This window comes from Microbulbifer agarilyticus S89 (genome assembly GCF_000220505.1).
GTDB classification, from domain to species: domain Bacteria; phylum Pseudomonadota; class Gammaproteobacteria; order Pseudomonadales; family Cellvibrionaceae; genus Microbulbifer; species Microbulbifer agarilyticus_B.
Genome location: NZ_AFPJ01000043.1, coordinates 19,813 through 36,991, shown reverse-complemented (window position 1 = coordinate 36,991; position 17,179 = coordinate 19,813). Strand labels below are relative to the sequence as shown.

The 17,179-nt window shown below is 59.4% G+C and carries 15 protein-coding genes; 9 read left to right on the top strand and 6 right to left on the bottom strand.

Going from position 1 to position 17,179, the window contains the following annotated elements:
• The first annotated feature begins 332 nt into the window (after window positions 1-332).
• Together speB and AS89_RS0113785 are read left to right on the top strand one after the other, a co-directional pair.
• Window positions 333-1,211: an agmatinase gene (gene speB / locus AS89_RS0113790; protein ID WP_010133285.1), complete on the top strand. Its 879-nt coding sequence runs from the start codon at window positions 333-335 to the stop codon at window positions 1,209-1,211.
• 102 nt (window positions 1,212-1,313) lie between these two features.
• Entirely contained in the window at window positions 1,314-1,970 is a 657-nt protein-coding gene (locus AS89_RS0113785) for a DUF6515 family protein (RefSeq protein WP_010133284.1), read from the top strand.
• A gap of 24 nt (window positions 1,971-1,994) precedes the next feature.
• Here AS89_RS0113785 and AS89_RS0113780 read toward each other — a convergent pair whose 3' ends face one another.
• Window positions 1,995-3,113 carry a winged helix-turn-helix domain-containing protein gene (locus tag AS89_RS0113780; RefSeq protein WP_010133283.1) on the bottom strand — a complete coding sequence of 373 codons (1,119 nt, stop codon included), beginning with the start codon at window positions 3,111-3,113 and terminating at the stop codon, window positions 1,995-1,997.
• 108 nt (window positions 3,114-3,221) lie between these two features.
• Here AS89_RS0113780 and AS89_RS0113775 point away from each other — a divergent pair, with 108 nt between their 5' ends.
• Window positions 3,222-4,112 (top strand): cyclase family protein, encoded by an 891-nt coding sequence (locus AS89_RS0113775; protein ID WP_202798406.1) that lies wholly within the window; start codon window positions 3,222-3,224, stop codon window positions 4,110-4,112.
• A gap of 20 nt (window positions 4,113-4,132) precedes the next feature.
• Here AS89_RS0113775 and bioC read toward each other — a convergent pair whose 3' ends face one another.
• Genes bioC through bioB form a run of 3 tightly spaced genes read right to left on the bottom strand, consistent with a single transcriptional unit; the run spans window position 4,133 to window position 8,084 of the window.
• The gene (gene bioC, locus AS89_RS0113770; protein WP_010133281.1) at window positions 4,133-5,788 is read right to left on the bottom strand and encodes a malonyl-ACP O-methyltransferase BioC; all 1,656 of its coding nucleotides are present in this window, start codon (window positions 5,786-5,788) and stop codon (window positions 4,133-4,135) included.
• An 8-nt stretch (window positions 5,789-5,796) separates the two neighbouring features.
• Window positions 5,797-7,002 carry an 8-amino-7-oxononanoate synthase gene (gene bioF, locus AS89_RS0113765; protein ID WP_010133280.1) on the bottom strand — a complete coding sequence of 402 codons (1,206 nt, stop codon included), beginning with the start codon at window positions 7,000-7,002 and terminating at the stop codon, window positions 5,797-5,799.
• A gap of 14 nt (window positions 7,003-7,016) precedes the next feature.
• Complete coding sequence (gene bioB, locus AS89_RS0113760; protein ID WP_029250042.1) at window positions 7,017-8,084, bottom strand: biotin synthase BioB; 1,068 nt, start codon at window positions 8,082-8,084, stop codon at window positions 7,017-7,019.
• Between the two features lie 216 nt (window positions 8,085-8,300).
• Here bioB and AS89_RS0113755 point away from each other — a divergent pair, with 216 nt between their 5' ends.
• From AS89_RS0113755 to AS89_RS0113740, 3 genes are all read left to right on the top strand, one after another.
• Entirely contained in the window at window positions 8,301-9,023 is a 723-nt protein-coding gene (locus AS89_RS0113755; RefSeq protein ID WP_010133278.1) for a ComF family protein, read from the top strand.
• A 208-nt stretch (window positions 9,024-9,231) separates the two neighbouring features.
• Window positions 9,232-10,377, top strand: a complete 1,146-nt coding sequence (locus AS89_RS0113750) for a beta-ketoacyl-ACP synthase III (RefSeq protein ID WP_010133277.1) — start codon at window positions 9,232-9,234, stop codon at window positions 10,375-10,377.
• A gap of 436 nt (window positions 10,378-10,813) precedes the next feature.
• A complete protein-coding gene (locus tag AS89_RS0113740) occupies window positions 10,814-12,796 on the top strand; it encodes a S8 family serine peptidase (RefSeq protein WP_010133276.1) in 1,983 nt (660 codons plus the stop codon).
• Between the two features lie 102 nt (window positions 12,797-12,898).
• Here AS89_RS0113740 and AS89_RS0113735 read toward each other — a convergent pair whose 3' ends face one another.
• A complete protein-coding gene (locus tag AS89_RS0113735) occupies window positions 12,899-13,219 on the bottom strand; it encodes an antibiotic biosynthesis monooxygenase family protein (protein ID WP_010133275.1) in 321 nt (106 codons plus the stop codon).
• Window positions 13,220-13,352: 133 nt separating this feature from the next.
• Here AS89_RS0113735 and AS89_RS0113730 point away from each other — a divergent pair, with 133 nt between their 5' ends.
• From AS89_RS0113730 to AS89_RS0113720, 3 genes are all read left to right on the top strand, one after another.
• Complete coding sequence (locus AS89_RS0113730; RefSeq protein WP_010133274.1) at window positions 13,353-14,339, top strand: serine/threonine protein kinase; 987 nt, start codon at window positions 13,353-13,355, stop codon at window positions 14,337-14,339.
• A 41-nt stretch (window positions 14,340-14,380) separates the two neighbouring features.
• Window positions 14,381-15,211: a serine O-acetyltransferase gene (cysE, locus tag AS89_RS0113725; RefSeq protein WP_010133273.1), complete on the top strand. Its 831-nt coding sequence runs from the start codon at window positions 14,381-14,383 to the stop codon at window positions 15,209-15,211.
• A gap of 63 nt (window positions 15,212-15,274) precedes the next feature.
• Complete coding sequence (locus AS89_RS0113720; RefSeq protein WP_010133272.1) at window positions 15,275-16,135, top strand: GNAT family N-acetyltransferase; 861 nt, start codon at window positions 15,275-15,277, stop codon at window positions 16,133-16,135.
• Window positions 16,136-16,159: 24 nt separating this feature from the next.
• Here AS89_RS0113720 and epmA read toward each other — a convergent pair whose 3' ends face one another.
• Complete coding sequence (gene epmA / locus AS89_RS0113715) at window positions 16,160-17,128, bottom strand: EF-P lysine aminoacylase EpmA (RefSeq protein WP_010133270.1); 969 nt, start codon at window positions 17,126-17,128, stop codon at window positions 16,160-16,162.
• Between the last annotated feature and the right edge of the window lie 51 nt (window positions 17,129-17,179).

The window sequence follows — 17,179 nt, the reverse complement described above, 5'->3', positions numbered from 1 at the left end:
TGGGACCGCTGTGAACCCATCCCTGGGCGCTGCGGCGCAAACATCCTGTTTGCGACGCTCCCAAAAACCTGCACCCGGCACTATCCCTTCGATTTTGGCTTCAATGCCAATTAACAACTTTTTTGGTTCCGAAGTATTGGGCTGTAAAGCGAAGGCGAAATGCTGGGGATCTATTTTCAAAAGCGTCGGCGCCATGGACGGCGCCGCCGCAGCGCCCAGGGATGGGTTCACAGCGGTTTTGAAAATAGATCCCCAGCATTTGGCCGCCATAAAACGTCCTTATGGGTCCCTCAACCTGGAACTGTGAAACCAAGAATCACTGGCTAAATCTCATGCATACTGAAGATCCCAATATTTTCCTCGGCTCCGAAATCGAACAACCCAAACCCGAAGAGGCACTGTTCCATATCCTACCGATCCCCTACGAGGAGACCGTCTCCTACGGAGGCGGGACCGGCAAAGGACCAGCGGCAATCATTGAAGCATCCCACCAGCTCGAGACCTTCGACAATTTTTCGTCGCCCTGTGACCTCGGGATCTACACGCGCAAAGCGGTGGATGTTGACGGCCCAGCAGAGCAGGTAATGGAGAACATTGCCAAAGCCACCAGCGAAATTCTGCAGCTCGGTAAAATGCCCGTTGGTATCGGCGGCGAACACTCGGTCACATGGGGCATTATCAAAGGCTACCTCGACGCAGGGATTAAAGACTTCGGCGTGGTGCAGATCGATGCTCACGCCGACCTGCGGGACCGATACGAAGGTCACAAACACAGTCACGCCAGTGTCATGCGCCTGGTGTGCGAAGCGGGCATCCCTCTGTATCAGCTAGGCATCCGCGCCTACTGCGAAGAAGAAATCGAGGCACGCAAACAATACGGCGTGGGCTACATGGACGCCCACGAACTGGTACCCACCCAGATCCAATCCATCGAGCTGCCCCAGGATTTTCCCAGCAAAGTGTTCTTCACCCTGGACATCGACGGCATGGACCCATCGGTCTTCCCCTCCACCGGCACCCCAGTACCCGGTGGTCTCGGCTGGTACCAGACCTTGAACCTGTTTGAATCCGTGGCCAAACAGCGTGAGATCATTGGCTTTGACCTGCTGGAATTCGCGCCCATTCGCGGCTTCCACGCCTACGAGTTCGGCGCGGCGCAACTGCTGTACAAGCTGATGGGCATAGTCCAACGTAACCTGAACGCCAGCTGAACTGACAATTCTTAACCATGACGCGCCATCGCTCGCTAGAAAGAACCCCCAAAAGCGTTTATTATTTGCACAGATAGTAAGTACTCGCTCGCGGGGGAATTCATGAAACAAGCGGCTAAATACCTTTTGCTGGGAGCTGGTCTCGCGGCCCTGCTTTCCTTTGCATTTGCCGCACCGGCGGAGGCGCACCCAGGCCACCGCGGTCATCACCACGGCCATTTTCCGGCTTATGGACCACGGTTCCGCCCAGTGTACGGGCGCGGCTATTGGGGCCCCCGTTTTCGTGGGCCGCGCATCAGCGTTGGAGTGACCGTGCCGATCCTGCCGGCGGGTTACGTAAACCTCGCCGTGGGTGGGGTGCCCTATTACTACTCCGGTGGCTATTACTACCGCCCGGCACCTCGCGGATTCGTCGTGGTCGATGCGCCACTGGGCGCGGCCGTACTGACCCTGCCCGGCAGTGCGGTACGCGTGCAGATCGGCGGGCTCACCTACTACCAGTATGGGGCTTCCTATTACCAGTGGCGTCCGCATATGAATCGCTACGTGGTGGTTCCAGCACCGGTCGCGACCGTAACCGCAGCCCCAGCTGTAGGGGCAACACACTCCGCCTACTCACCGGGTCAGGTGGTCAACGAGCTGCCGGTCGGCTACACCGCCGAGGTAATCAACGGTATCCAGTACTACCGCTACGGCGGCCACTACTTTATGCCGACCCAGCGCGATGGCCGCGAGGTCTATGTGGTGGTTCAGGTGTAATCACCGACGAAAAACCATTTCGGTTTACAGGCCCTCGGAGACAAGCCCATGAAAACGAGCGAAGTCTGCGAGGGCCTTGTTGAATCCGGACAATAGTCCTGCCCGCGGTTGCTCTCGCCAGTGCAACGCCTTAATCCGCAAACGCCCCACACTGCGATCCGCCTTCAGATCAACGACACCAGCAAACCCATCCCGGTACAAAATCGGCAGGCAGAAATAGCCATACCTGCGCTTGGCCGCGGGTACGTAGCACTCGAGCTGGTAATCAAAATCAAACAAACGCTTCAGGCGTTTGCGCTGCAACACCAGCGGATCGAACGGGGACAGCAGCCGCACCTTGCGCGGCACCACCGGTGGCTCGCAGTCCAACTCTTCGGCGAGCATCAGCTCCGTGCCCACCTCCAGCAGCTCCCCGGTTCTTTTCATCTGCACAACGGCATCATTGATCAACGGCTTGTCATGTTTACGTAAATACGACATTTCCGTCGCCCGACCAATTCCCTGGGCGTTTAAAAAGCTACGTACAAGGTGGCGGCCGTACTCTGCTTCGCTCGCCGCTGTCGTCTCGACCTGCGACGGCAGCAGGCGCTCGGGCAAGTCAAACACCTTCTGAAAGCCCTCGCGGTGGCTCACCATCAACTCGCCCTCATGGAAAAGCTGTTCGAGCGCCTTCTTCTCCTCGCTCCAGCTCCACCAGCCACCTTTTGTACGCACAAAGTCACTGGCCTTTAGCGGCCCCTCCGCACGAATTCGGTCCAACACAAAGCGGCACAGCTTTGCGTTTTTTTCGAACCAGTGTTTCTGCCCTTCGCGAATACGATCCATACGCACGCGGGCAAAGCGATAGCTCTGCATGGGCAAATAGGCGGCGGCGTGGGACCAGTACTCGAATACCCGGCGTTCACGCTCCGCGCTATCCAGCATCTGGATCAACCTGGTTTCATCAGGCTTGGGCAGGCGCACATGCAACTGGTGCAAATGGGCACGGGTAATTACCTGAATCGCATCCAGCTGCAAGGCGCCAAGATGGGCGATCAGGCCAGCGATATCGCCGGGCCACGGCTGCTGCACAAATTGGCGCGCCAGCACCAGCGCACGGGCTCGATCCACTGGCAGAGGCGGTGCTTTGGTATAGGCTTTCAAAGGCTGTGATGTCCCTATATCGGTCGCATAACTGCACACCACTATCTGCGCAGCACGGTATGGATTCAAGGCCCGGCAGCTCGAAAAATGACAACAACGGAGAGAACATTGCGCAACAGGCCCACACTTTTCACCGCTTCATGGAACTACATTTGTCGTCTTCCCTGGCGCTTTCTCTGGCGCACTCTCTGGCCTGGCGCCTGCCACCTCACGGTGGTGATTGCGCTCTGCTGGGCGAGCTTCGCGCTCGCAGAAGGGTTCCCCAAGGGCCGCTGGGTGGACCTGTCCCACGATTTTGCTGAGGACACTCTTTACTGGCCCACGGCCGACAAATTTAACAAACACACGGTGTTTGCCGGGGAAACCGACAAGGGGTATTACTATTCCGCGTATAACCTGGCGGCAGCCGAGCACGGCGGTACCCATGTGGATGCCCCGGTGCATTTCGGTCGCGGGCGGCAAAGCGTGGATCAGATACCGTTGCAGCAACTGATCGGGCCCGCCGTAGTCATTCGGGTCGCAGGGCAAATTCCACAAGCAGGCAAGGGTGCCAATAGAAACTACCTGATCAGCGTTGCCGACATAGAGCGCTGGGAGCAGCAACACGGCAAGCTCGAGAGAGACACGATCGTGCTATTTGATACCGGGAGTGCGCAGTACTGGCCAGACCCGGTGAAATATCTGGGTACCGCAGAGCGCGGTAAGGCGGCGGTAGATAAACTGAACTTTCCCGGACTGTCACCCGAGGCGGCGATATTTTTGGCCGACGCGCGCGGCATAAAAGCGGTAGGGTTGGACACGCCGAGTATCGACTATGGCGCGTCGAAACTGTTCAAGGCACATCGCGAATTATTCAAACGCAATGTTCCCGCACTGGAAAATGTCACCAATCTGCAGGCGCTACCGGAGAAGGGCTTCACCCTGATTGCACTACCGATGAAAATCCGCGGCGGCAGTGGTGGGCCCACGCGGGTGGTGGGATTTATTCCCAAGGATTAGCAGAGTAATTGCGCCAACGCTTAACCCGGCGCGAGGGCATCAAGAGCATCAAGGGCTGAAACAGCAGCGGCTGCATGCGCCAACTGTAAATACAACACCTCATAGGTCGCTGGCAGTCCTACGTCGGTGCGTTCGCGCTCATAGGCGTCGGTGAGCTTGCGCAATTTCGCGCGACTCAGCAGCCCCTTGCCCGCGTCACGATTCACATTGTGCGCACCAATGCCCTTAAGTTCCCGCATTAGCGATTTCACATCTTCGAAATGCAATACCCGCTGCTCGACTGCGGTCGTTGTTTGCAGATGATTGGCCACACAGGCACTGTGCCAGTCACTCTCGGGCAGGAAGCGATTCACATGCACCGCGTCATCTGCGGCCTTCCAGCTAGCCTCCAACTCTTTGAGCGTTCCCGGTAGCAGCGTGGAAATGAGTACGTCACCGTCGGGCGCCAGCACCCGGCGTAGTTCCGCAAACAGCTGCGGCAACCGGTAACACCACTGCAGGGCAAAGCTGGAAAACACCAGATCAATGCAATCATCCGCCAGTGGCAATTGTTCTGCATCTGCCGCCACATACGCGTTGCTGACCGGGCGGTGTGCGCGGGCAAACTGCAACATCTGTGGGGCGAGATCCAGCGCAATAATTTCCGCTTCGGGGAAGCGTTTGCGCAGCAGCTCACTACCGTAACCGGTGCCACTGCCCAGATCGAGAATACGTCTTGGGGAACAGTGCTCCGGGGCGCGGCTAAGCAGCTCGCGACAGACCGCGCGCTGCAAGTGAGCGGCGGCATCATAACTCTCGGCCGCACGGCCGAAGGCTCGCGCCACGGCAGACTTTTCCAGCGGTGCGGCAAAGTTAGAAGCAGAGCCGAAAATAGAGTCGCTAAGTGAATTACCGACAAAGTCGCGAATAATCTCCGCGACTTGCGCGGGACGACTCAGGTGCGGGCAGTGCCCGGCTTGCGGGATCACCTTGCACGACGCACCCAACACTTCCAACGCACTCGCGGCCTCAACTGGTACCAGCGCGTCACCTTCACCAAACAGGTGCAGCGTTGGCACTGCAGGCACCGCCAATAGTCCGCGGTTATCCAGGCTACCCAGGCATTCGAGGGCCTGCGACCAGCTTTGCGGGACCGCTGCGGGGACCTCGGCCCTCAGCGTTTTCAGCAAGCCGCGCATCGCGGAATCTCCGCGCGCCTGCAAGCCGGCAAAACGCTGCATATTTTTTCCCGGCGCTTCATGCTGGGCGCGGCAGAAATCGCTAAATACCGTTTCCGGCATGGCCGCCGGCCAGCCATCGGAGGCGACAAAGCGTCCGTTGGCACCGATGGTCACCAGTGCCCGCACCTTGTCGCTCCCAACCTGCTTGCTGCGTTCGGCAAGCTGCACCGCGAGCATCCCACCCAGGGACCAGCCCAGTAGCAGGCAATCCTCCGGTAGCTGTGCTTCCAGTTCGGCAAGCAGGGTTTCGGTTTGCGGCCAGGACTCGTGAATACGCGCACCAAAGCCCGGCAAATCTATATTTACGACGGGGCCAGCAAAGGGGCCGTTGAAGGGGCCATTAAAAGTGCCATTGAAAGTACCGGCAACGGATTGCCACTGCTCCAGCAACGGCTGCCAGCAACGGGAGTCGCCGCCCCAACCATGAATCAGCGCCAGGCTTTTAATTTCGCCCATTGAACACCTCACGCCGGTGCCTCCACCGCGCGCAGTGCCTGAACCAGTGCATGCAGCAGGCCATCGATCTGCGCCTCGCTGTGTGCAGCGGACAGGGTGATGCGCAAACGGGCGGTGCCCGCAGGTACCGTGGGTGGACGAATAGCGCCCACCAGAAAGCCCGCTTCCTGCAATCGTTCGGCGACGGCGAGCACGGCTTGCTCACAGCCGAGCACCAGGGGCTGAATGGCACTGGTGGAGTTTTCCAGCGGCAACTGGAGCGTCGCGGCGCACTGACGGAAATAATCAATGCGCTGCTGCAAGGTCTCGCGCAACGGCTGTTGCTGCATCAGCTCGAGCGCGCGCAGGCACCCTGCAGCCACCGCCGGCGGCATACCGGTGGTGTAGATATAGGTGCGGGCAAACTGGGTGAGGTATTCGATCAGCGCTTTTGAGCCCGCGACAAAGGCGCCAGCATTGCCGGCCGCTTTGCCGAGAGTCCCCATAATGATGGGCGCGTTGTGCTGGTCCAGCCCGGCGGCAGCGGCACTGCCGGCGCTGGGGTTTTGGTGACTTCCCATCACGCCGAAACCATGAGCTTCATCCACCATCAACCAGGCGTCATAGCGCTGACAAAGTGCGGCCATCTGCACAAGCGGCGCGGTGTCGCCGTCCATGCTGTATACGCCATCCACCGCGAGCAGAATTTTTCCGCTGTTTTTTTCCCGTGCGCGACGCAGCTGAACTTCCAACGCTTCCAGATCATTGTGGGCAAAGCGCAGGTACTGGGCGCCGGAGATGCGCCCGCCATCAATCAGTGAGGCGTGGTTGAGTTTATCCTGCACCACAAAATCACCGCGGCCCACCAGCGCATTGATGACACCAACGTTGGCCATATAGCCGCTGCCGAACAGCAGCGCCGCTTCGCGGCCAGTAACTTCGGCAATCTTGTTTTGCAGTTGCTGGTGGATATCGAAGTGGCCATTGACCAAATGGGAGGCGGTGGCCCCGGCACCCAGCGCGGCACCGCGCTGCTGCGCGGCAATTACGTCGGGGTGGGTGGCAAGGCCGAGATAATCATTACTGCTGAAGGTAACCAGGGTACGGCCATCTACCTCGGCCACAGGCCCCGGGGCAGCCGCGAGGACTTTGTGTCTGCGGTACAGCTGCTGCGCCCGGCGTTCCGCCAGGCGCGTATCGAGAAATTCCTGCAGGCTATTTACCACGGCGGTCACAGCAACAACTGAACTTACGCCTTGGCGGCGTCGTAAAAGAAGGGGTCGGATTCCTGTTCGGAGATCTTTGCCTGCAGCTCGGCTTCCACTGCGGACTCATCTTCATACTGCTGGTATTCCTCCGGCTTGATGCCCAAGCGCTTGAACAATTGCATGTCCTCGTTGGCTTCCGGGTTACCGGTGGTCAGCAGTTTTTCGCCGTAGAAAATCGAGTTGGCACCGGCGAGGAAGGCGAGGGACTGCATCTCGTCGTTCATGGATTCGCGACCGGCGGACAGGCGCACGTGGGACTTCGGCATCATGATACGCGCCACCGCGATGCAGCGGATAAACTCGAACGGATCCAGGTCTTCGTTGTTTTCCAGCGGCGTGCCGGCAACTTTTACCAGCATGTTGATGGGCACCGACTCGGGGTGCTCGGACAGGTTGGCCAGCTGCATCAGCAGGCCCGCGCGGTCTTTTTCCTCTTCGCCGAGGCCGATAATGCCACCGGCGCACACCTTCATGCCCGCCGCGCGCACATTTGCCAAAGTATTCAGGCGGTCTTCGTAAGTGCGCGTGGTGATGATGTCACCGTAGTATTCCGGCGACGTATCCAGGTTGTGGTTGTAGTAATCCAGACCCGCTTCGGCCAGGCCCTTGGCCTGCTCGTCGCTCAGCATGCCCAGGGTCATGCAGGTTTCCATGCCCAGGGCCTTTACTTCCTTCACCATCTGCGTGACGTAGGGCATGTCCTTGTTCTTGGGTGAGCGCCACGCGGCGCCCATGCAGAAGCGGGTCGCGCCACTGGCCTTGGCTGCGCGCGCCTCTTCCAGCACCTTCTCCACCTTCATCAGTTTCTCGCGCTCGAGGCCGGTATCGTAACGAGCACTTTGCGGGCAGTAGGTGCAATCTTCCGGGCAGGCGCCGGTTTTGATCGAACACAGGGTGCTCACCTGAACCCGGTTAGCGTCGAAATGCTGGCGATGCACCATCTGCGCGGTAAACAGCAGATCGTTGAACGGCAGCGCAAACAGGTCGAGTACCTGCTGGCGGCTCCAGTCGTGGCGTACCTCACCGTAAGTGGACGAGGCGGAAGACATTTGCGGGTTGGCGGTCACTGGGATTACTCTCCTCAGACGACGAGACTCAATAGGGGTTTCGCCGTCGATCGGCTGCGGACAGGAGCCCGCGCCGCGTTGTTCTTGGTTTTTGCAGGTAAATCGTGCGCGAAAGGCTGTCAGTGTAGCGGTGGCCCCTTCGCTGTCAACCAAGAGAACCGATTCCGGTTTACAAGTCTGCAGTCAGGGAGGATTGCGGTGCCGCTATTGCGATTACTGGGTCAGGCGCTCACCCACCCGCTCGACAAACACCTCGCCCGCTGCCTGTTATGCGGCTCCGGCGACGAGGTACAGGCCGGGGTTTGCGCGCCGTGCCAGCACGACCTTCCGACGCTGGGTCATGCCTGTGCGCGTTGCGCACTGCCCCTGCCGGAAACACAGGACCGACACTGTGCCGCCTGCATTCAACGCCCGCCCCCGCAGGCCGCGAGCGTCGCCTGCTGGTCCTACGCCTATCCGGTCGCGCAGCTGGTGCAGCGCTTCAAATACCAGCGCGACTTCGCCGCTGGGCGCACGCTGGCAGAACTGGCGGCACAGGCGCTTTACCCGCACATCCAACTGGCTCCGCGCGTCGACATTCTGGTGCCAATCCCCATGCATTGGCGCAAGCAATTAATCGGCCGGGGTTACAACCAGGCACAGCTGATCGCCGACATCTTCGGCCACCACTGGCGCCTGCCGGTGGCCCCGGGTGCGCTGCGCAAAGTTGCCGCCAGCGACAGCCAGCAGACCCTCACGCGCGCCCAGCGACGCAAGAACCTGACCCACAGTTTTGCCGCCGAACCGCAGGTGCAAAACCTCCATGTAGGCCTGGTGGATGATGTCATTACCACCGGCGCCACCCAGGAGGCGGCAGCCCAGTCGCTGCTTGCCGCGGGGGCCGCGCGGGTCAGTGTTTTCGCCTTGGCCAGAACCCCCTAGCAGTCAGCCAATATCCCCCAATGACTCGTTAGACTCCCGTTCCTATTCATAGACCAATGTGACTCTAGGCGCCAAAATAGTCGCCCTTTTCGCGGCCGCTGCGCAAAAATCCACCGGCTGCTAACGTTACAAGTAGAGCGCGCCCTTTATCGCCCGTTTACTCGCAGGGCTTACGGGTGCGATGCACAGGATGATGGGACCCAGAAACATGAGTGAATTCCAATTGCCTCGCGGCATCGTGATCAGCGGCACCGGTCTGTGGACTCCGCCTGAGGCCATCAGCAATGAAGAGCTGGTGGAGGCGCTGAATGCCCACGCGGAAAAATTTAATCGCGAACATGCCGATGCCATTGAGTCCGGCCAGGTAAAAGCCAAGTCTTTCTCTTCCGCGGAATTCATCGAGAAAGCGTCCGGCATCAAGAATCGCTACGTCATTAGCAAAGAGGGCATCCTCGATCCGGAGCGTATGCGTCCTTACCTGCCAGAGCGCGCCGATGAGGAACTGTGCCTGCAGGCGGAGATGGGTTTGAACGCGGCCAAGCTGGCCCTGGAAAAAGCCAACAAGAAACCGCAAGACATTGATGCGGTGATTGTGGGCGCGTCCTATATGCAACGCGCCTATCCGGCGATTTCCATCGAGATCCAGTCTGCGCTGGGCATCGACGGTTTTGCCTTCGATATGGAAGTGGCCTGCTCTTCCGCCACCTTCGCGCTGCAGCGCGCGGTGGATGCGATCAGTTCCGGTTCGGCCAAATCGGTACTGGTAATTAACCCGGAACTGGCGTCACCACAGATCGACTTTTCTGATCGCGACAGCCACTTTATTTTCGGCGATGTGGCGGTGGCCACCGTGGTGGAGCGCAAGGAAAGCTGCAATACCGACAGCGCCTGGGAAATTCTCGGCACCAAGGCCAAAACTGTTTTCTCTAACAATATTCGCTCCAACTTCAGTTACACCGCGCGCGCTGCGGATGTGGACCCATTTGGTGAGGGCAAGCTGTTCCGCCAGAACGGGCGCAAGGTATTCAAGGAAGTCTGCCCGATGGCAGCCGCGCATCTGGAGAGCCAGGTGCAGGCGCTGGGTTTCGAACCGAATGAAGTCAATCGCTGGTGGCTGCACCAGGCAAACATCAATATGAACTTATTGATTGCGAAAAAGCTGATGGGCAATGACGCTTCCCCCGAGCGCGCACCTATCGTCCTGGACCAGTACGCCAATACCGGCTGTGCGGGCTCCATCATCGCGTTCAATTTGCATAACGACGATCTGCCGGTGGGCAGCAAAGGGGTGATCTGCTCCTTCGGCGCTGGCTACTCCATCGGTAGCCTGGCGCTGGAAAAAATCGCGATTTAATTTTCGCTGCGCCGTTTTTGCCAGCAAATCTCAGCCCCTCTTACCTGCCGGTGCAGGTGGAGGGGCTTCCGATTGCTGTAGCGCTCTCCGCTTTCTTTCTTCTCTGCAAACACCTTCTCGACCTGCATAAATAGTGTTTTCAGGCGACACTCGTCCGACATCTGCCACCCAAATCCTCATTTCACGATATTACACTTTTTGGCGCGTAAAGCTTGCCAACCTCGTGACCAGTGTCTGACATTCGCGAACTGCATTTCGCTTACAGTCATACATCGACGTTTAAGCAACGCCGAGCTTGCGGCTTTCCAATACGGAATGCCTTACCGGCGACCCGTACTGGCGCAAGTTTTGCTGAACAGTAGCCCTGCCAACAGCAGTCCGTTGCAACTCAGCACACCACCCAAACATAGATCCTTATACGGGGAGAAAAATAAGAATGAAATCCATTCTGAAGGGGTACTCACTTGCTGCCATTTCGGCAATCACCGCGCTGGGGTTACTCGGCAATCACTCGCAAGCAATCGCACAGGTTGCTGCCGACGGAGATTTCTCCAACGTCCCGCAACGCCTGATCGTGCGCTACAAAGACACGCAGGTGCGCGATTGGCAGTCACAGGCAAACACCCTGTCCAACCGCGGCGGCGTAAAGATGGGACATCTGCGCAAAATGGCGTTGCCGGACCGCCAGGTATTCCGGTTGGAAAAGCGCATGGCCCCGGGCCAGCTGAAAAAACTTCGGGCCGCGCTGGAAGCGGATCCCAATGTGCTCTCCGTTGAAGAAGATGCGCTGATGCTTCCGCAATTTACACCCAACGACTCCTTCTATAACGTACAGTGGCACTATTACGAAGCCACCGGCGGCATAAATTTGCCGGCAGCGTGGGACAAGCAAACCGGTGCAGGAATAACCGTTGCAGTGCTCGATACCGGGTATGTGTATCACTCGGATCTGGACGCCAATATCCTGCCCGGCTATGACTTTATCGATGACACCTTTGTATCCAACGATGGTGACGGCCGCGACGCGGATCCGTCCGACCCGGGTGATGCGGTTACACGCAACGAATGCGGCATTTTCAACCCGCCCCAGGATCAGGACAGCAGCTGGCACGGTACCCATGTTGCCGGCACGGTAGCGGCTGTGACCGATAACAACAAAGGCGTAGCCGGCGTTGCCTTCGACTCCAAAGTAGTACCGGTGCGCGTGCTGGGTAAATGTGGTGGCTATCTGTCGGATATTGCCGACGGAATCGTGTGGGCTTCCGGCGGCAACGTGGCTGGCGTACCGGTGAATTCAAACCCGGCGCAAGTGATCAATATGAGCCTCGGCGGGGCCGGCGCCTGTGACTCCACCTACCAGAGTGCAATCAACACCGCGGTCGCCAACGGCTCGACGGTTGTTGTCAGTGCCGGCAACAGCGATGACGATGCTGCCGGTTATCGCCCGGCCAGCTGCAACAATGTGATTTCTGTTGCAGCGACCGAGCGCTTCGGTGCCCGCGCGTATTATTCCAACTTCGGTAGCACCGTCGACGTGAGTGCCCCCGGTGGGGACGTCGCTTACGATGCAACCCACGGTGTCGCTTCCACCCTGAACGATGGCACTACCGGTCCGGGCGCAGAGTCTTACGTCTACTACCAGGGCACCTCCATGGCTGCGCCCCATGTAGCGGGCGTTGCCGCGCTGATGTACGCGGCCAATGGCGGCGTTACCCCGGCTCAGGTTGAAAGCGCACTCAAGTCGACCGCGCGTGCCTTGCCCGGCGCCTGCTCCGGCGGATGTGGTGCGGGCATTATTGACGCGAGTGCCGCGATTGATGCGGTCGGTGGCGGTGGCACCCCCACCAATCAGGCACCGAACGCGAGCTTTACCTTTAACGCTTCGGATCTGTTCGTAACCTTCACCGATGGCAGTAGCGATAGCGATGGCAGTGTTGTCAGCCACAGCTGGGACTTTGGTGATGGCGGCAGCTCAACCGATGCCAACCCGAGCTACAGCTACGGTGCTGCCGGTACCTACTCTGTCACCTTGACGGTTACCGACGACGATGGCGCAAACGACAGCAGCACCCAATCGGTCACCGTCAGCGATGGCAGCGGCGGCCCGAGCAGCGATGGCTTTAGCGAGAGCAATATCAGCGTCGCTGGACGTGCATGGGAGTACTACACCATTGATGTGCCAGCCGGCGCGACCAGCCTGGAAGTTTCGACTTCCGGTGGTAGCGGCAACCTGGACCTGTACCTGCGCCTTGGCGCCAACCCTGCAAACAACCAGTACGATTGTCGCGACACCGGTGGTGGTAACAATGAGAGCTGCACCATCAGCAACCCGGCAGCGGGCACCTGGCATATTGGCCTCAAGGGCTCTCGCCGCGGTGCCAGTGGCGTGACCCTGGATGCCTACTGGTACAGCAACTAAGCGGCGCTAGCGCTGCGCGCGAATTTACCGCAATTCGCAAATAACGAGGGCGCCCTGTTTTCAGGGCGTCCTTTTTTCTGTCCGGTACCATAAAGTTGCCGATTACTCCTCGCTGTTCGGCGGCGTAACCACCCACTCCGGTTCCTCGTAGGAGCCGAGCACCCGAATCTCCACAAAAGGGGCAGCACTGCGAATAATGCTGTCGATCTCCGGATTATGCTTTTCCTGCATCGCATCGCGCTGCGTCTTGGATTCCCAATGTGCAATCGCGATCAATTTATCCGGCTCGCCAATCATGCGGTGCAGTTCGGTGCCCCGCGCCCCCGGCGCCTGCTGGATCAGTTCCGATGCGCGCACCCAGGCATCGGCGTATTGTTCCGCACGGAAGCCCGGTTTTATCTGCACCTCAAAAATGTATTTCACGCCAATTCTCCTGCCGATTTCCCACTCACCAGCAACACCGGTAAGTCCCCATGAACAGTTGGTGCGCTAGTCCATCCGCGTTAGCATAGCGCCCCCATTTGATCCGAGCCCCACCGTGCTCAGCGGAGCCCCCATGACCGAATCGTCACACCCCTACGACGCGCTTACCCCCGACCGGGTAATCGACTGCGCGGAGAGCGTGGGCCTGCTGTCTGACGCGCGTATTTTCCCGCTCAACAGTTACGAGAACCGCGTCTATCAGGTGGGCATCGACGAGGCGCAACCATTAATCGCCAAGTTCTACCGCCCGGGGCGCTGGAGTGACGCGCAAATCCTCGAGGAACACGCATTTTCCCTGGAGCTCGCGGCAGCCGAGATACCCGTGGTGGCACCGCTGGAATTCGATGGCACCACCTTGCTGGAAGCCCACGGGTTTCGCTTCGCACTGTTTCCGCGCCGCGGCGGCCACCAGATCGAGTTGGATAATTTTGACCACCTGGAACAGGTGGGCACCATGCTCGGGCGGATTCACGCCATTGGTGCGGCGCGCCCCTTCGCGCACCGCCCACAGTTGAGTTTGCAGCGCTTCGCTATCGACAGCCGCGCAGCGATTCTTGCCGGGGACTTTTTGCCGCCAGAGAACGTGGAGGCCTACGCCACTACCACGGCCCATATCATCGAACAGATTACCCCGCGGCTGGAGCAGGAATGGCCCACATTGCGGCTACACGGCGACTGCCACAGCGGCAACTTCCTATGGCGGGACGATACGCCCTGGTTCGTGGATCTGGACGACTGCCTGCAGGGGCCGGCGATCCAGGATATCTGGATGCTGATTTCCGGTGACCGCGCTGAGGCAACCGCTTATCTGGATACCGTGGTCGAAGGCTATGAAACCTTCTACTCTTTTGATCCGGCCCAGCTGCAGCTGGTAGAACCACTGCGCTGCCTGCGGCAGATGCACCACGCCGCCTGGCTGGCGCGACGCTGGGAAGACCCGGCGTTTCCCAAGGCATTCCCTTGGTTCAATACGCCCCGCTACTGGGCGGAACATATTCTGGCTCTGCGCGAACAGCTTTCCGCACTGCAGGAGCCACCCCTCACGCTTGGCGCGGTATAGACAGCGTGCAAGCCGTAGTGAGAAAACAGGAGCCCTAGCCGATGGGAAACGTAACGCCGAGCGCCAATCAACTCGACCAGCTAGACCCAATCTGGGACAGCATTCGCCGGGATGTCGCCGTGCAAGTGGAGCGCGAGCCAATCCTGGCGAGCTTCCTGCACGCCACCATCCTGAATCACGCCACGCTTGAGTCAGCCCTCAGTTTCCATCTGGCAAACAAACTGGACAGCCCGGTGGCTCAGGCACTGCTGATTCGCGAAGTGATAGACGAAGCACTGGCGGCGGACCCGCGTATCGGCGCTGCGGCACGTGCCGACCTGGCCGCGATTGAACAGCGCGACAGCGCCTGCCACTCGCTGTACGAACCCTTCCTGTTCTTCAAGGGTTACCACGCCCTACAAGCCTGGCGCGTGGCCCACTGGCTGTGGCAACAGCAGCGGCGCTCACTATCCCTGTTTATCCAGCACCGTATCTCGGTGGTCTTTGGGGTGGATATCCACCCTGCCGCCGAACTGGGGCAGGGCATCCTGCTCGACCACGCCACCGGCATCGTCATCGGCGAAACGGCGGTGGTGGAAGACAACGTATCGATCATGCAGTCGGTCACCCTGGGCGGCACCGGTAAGGAAAGTGGCGACCGCCACCCGAAAGTGCGCTGCGGCGTGCTGATTGGTGCCGGCAGCAAGATCCTCGGCAATATCGAGATTGGCGCCTGCTCGCAGATCGCCTCCGGCAGCGTGGTACTGAAGCCGATCCCCGAGAAATCCCTGGTGGCCGGGGTACCCGCCAAAGTGATTGGCACGGCAAGCTGCGACCAGCCCGCCATCAGCATGAATCAGATGGCCATATCGCAGGTGGATCAGTTGCGCTGATTCTGCTGTCACAGGTTGCACAGTTTCATTCCAGCCGGGCACCGGCAAGACTATCCTGTAACCATGAAATACAGTCTCAGCGCCAAAAACCTCGTTTGCCGCAACCTGGAAACCAAAGCCGGGTACTTTGCCGGGCTGGCCAATCCCAATCAGACCAAAGAAATCACCGGCCTGCTGCGCACCGACAGCGGGCTCCTTTCTGCGCACTTCAACCAGGTCATAAGCAACTCGGTGGCACAGCCGCGCATCCTGCAACGCTTCGTGGTGGACTACTTTGCCGAGCGCCACAGCCCGTTCTCCCTGTGGCACTGTGCGAGTAAACCGCTGGACGATGAAGCACTGGCAGCACTGCACCTGGTTCGCCAGCCGCCGTTAATCGCCATGGCTGCGGAAGTGAAACAACTGGCCCCGGACGAGAAGCGCGATGACAAGCTGGCGATTAAAAATGTCGCGCGCGCGGAAGACGTCATCGCCTACGGTGACCTGATTGCCGCAGCACAGAGCTGCAACCTGGAAGCCGCGCAAATCAAAAAATTCTACAAACACCTGTCCGAACTACCGGAACATAAATACAGCCGCTTGAAGATGCACATCGGTGAATTTGAAGGGAAAGCCGTTGCTACCGGCTGCCTGTTTTCTTCCGCCGACGCACTCGGTTTTTACGACCTGTGGACGCTGCCCGAATACCGCGAACACGGAGTGGGCAGTGCCATGTTCCAGCAAATGGTGCGGGAAGTCGTGAACAGCCACCACAAGCACGCGGTGGCACTGGTTGGAGAAGACCAGCAGGACCTGTGGCTCGATACCGGTTTTTACGCGGTGGGTGAAGTCACCAGCTACGTATTCACCCCCGAGCGCGGCGCCAGCAGTCTCCAACAGGATGCGCCGAATGACGACGCCAGTGACGATCGCGCAAGCGCCTGACCAGTTGGGCCTCAGCAATAACCATCAAGCGCGCTCGATCGGGAACGCAATCACCTCCTCGATACGCTGTGCCCCGCAGGCCAGAATTAACAACCGGTCCACCCCCAGCGCCACCCCCGCGCAATTCGGCATGCCCGCGGCGAGGGCCTCGACCAGACGCTCCTCATACGGATTCACCGGCTTGCCATGCTCCGCACGGTATTGCTGATCCGCTGCAAACCGGCGCTGCTGCTCCGCCGCATCGGTTAATTCCCAGTACCCATTGGCCAGCTCCATCCCCGCCACATAAGCCTCAAAGCGCCGCGCCACCGGCGCCCCCAACTCATCATCCTCCACCCGCGCCAGCGCCGCCTGACTCGCGGGAAAATCGTAGACCAGCGTAATACCACGCTCGTCTGACGAATCCATGTTCGGCTCGATATGGTGGCTCATCAATAAGTCCAAACACTCATCGCGATCCGCCGGCTCAAACGACAACTCCAACACCCGCGCCACAACCGCCTTCAACTCCTCCAGCGACGCCCGGTGCGGGTCGATATCGAGAAACTTCAAAAACAGCGCACGATAGCTATAGGAACACACCCGGGAAATGTTCAGCATCCACGACAGAAACTCGCCCACCTCGATCATCAACCGATGATCGTCCCAGCCCACCCGGTACCACTCCAGCATGGTGAACTCCGGGTTGTGGCGGCCCCCGGCCTCACCATTGCGAAACGCCTTGCCTAGGTAATAACAGTCCCCCATACCCGCTGCCAGCAAACGCTTCAGGCCAAACTCCGGGCTGGTCGCCAGGAACGCCGACGCGCCGCTGCAGTCCGCCGTAATCGAATCGATATGCGGGTCGCTGGTGGCGCGACGGGACAGGATCGGCACCTCCATCTCCAGCACCTGGCGTTCACTGAAGAAACGGCGGATATCCGCGAGTAGGGTGGCGCGGCGGCGGAGATTATCGAGTGGGGCAGTGGGCTGCCAGAGGGAAATATCGGACATACGATTGGGGATACTTTAGATTGAATTCAGTCTAGCCGGGCAACCGGAGTT

Coding starts and splice junctions, on each gene's coding strand:
- speB (WP_010133285.1), top strand. CDS start 333: ATGCATACTGAAGATCCCAATATTTTCCTCGGCTCCGAAATCGAACAA.
- AS89_RS0113785 (WP_010133284.1), top strand. CDS start 1,314: ATGAAACAAGCGGCTAAATACCTTTTGCTGGGAGCTGGTCTCGCGGCC.
- bioC (WP_010133281.1), bottom strand. CDS start 5,788: ATGGGCGAAATTAAAAGCCTGGCGCTGATTCATGGTTGGGGCGGCGAC.
- bioB (WP_029250042.1), bottom strand. CDS start 8,084: ATGTCTTCCGCCTCGTCCACTTACGGTGAGGTACGCCACGACTGGAGC.
- AS89_RS0113750 (WP_010133277.1), top strand. CDS start 9,232: ATGAGTGAATTCCAATTGCCTCGCGGCATCGTGATCAGCGGCACCGGT.
- AS89_RS0113740 (WP_010133276.1), top strand. CDS start 10,814: ATGAAATCCATTCTGAAGGGGTACTCACTTGCTGCCATTTCGGCAATC.
- AS89_RS0113730 (WP_010133274.1), top strand. CDS start 13,353: ATGACCGAATCGTCACACCCCTACGACGCGCTTACCCCCGACCGGGTA.
- cysE (WP_010133273.1), top strand. CDS start 14,381: ATGGGAAACGTAACGCCGAGCGCCAATCAACTCGACCAGCTAGACCCA.
- AS89_RS0113720 (WP_010133272.1), top strand. CDS start 15,275: ATGAAATACAGTCTCAGCGCCAAAAACCTCGTTTGCCGCAACCTGGAA.
- epmA (WP_010133270.1), bottom strand. CDS start 17,128: ATGTCCGATATTTCCCTCTGGCAGCCCACTGCCCCACTCGATAATCTC.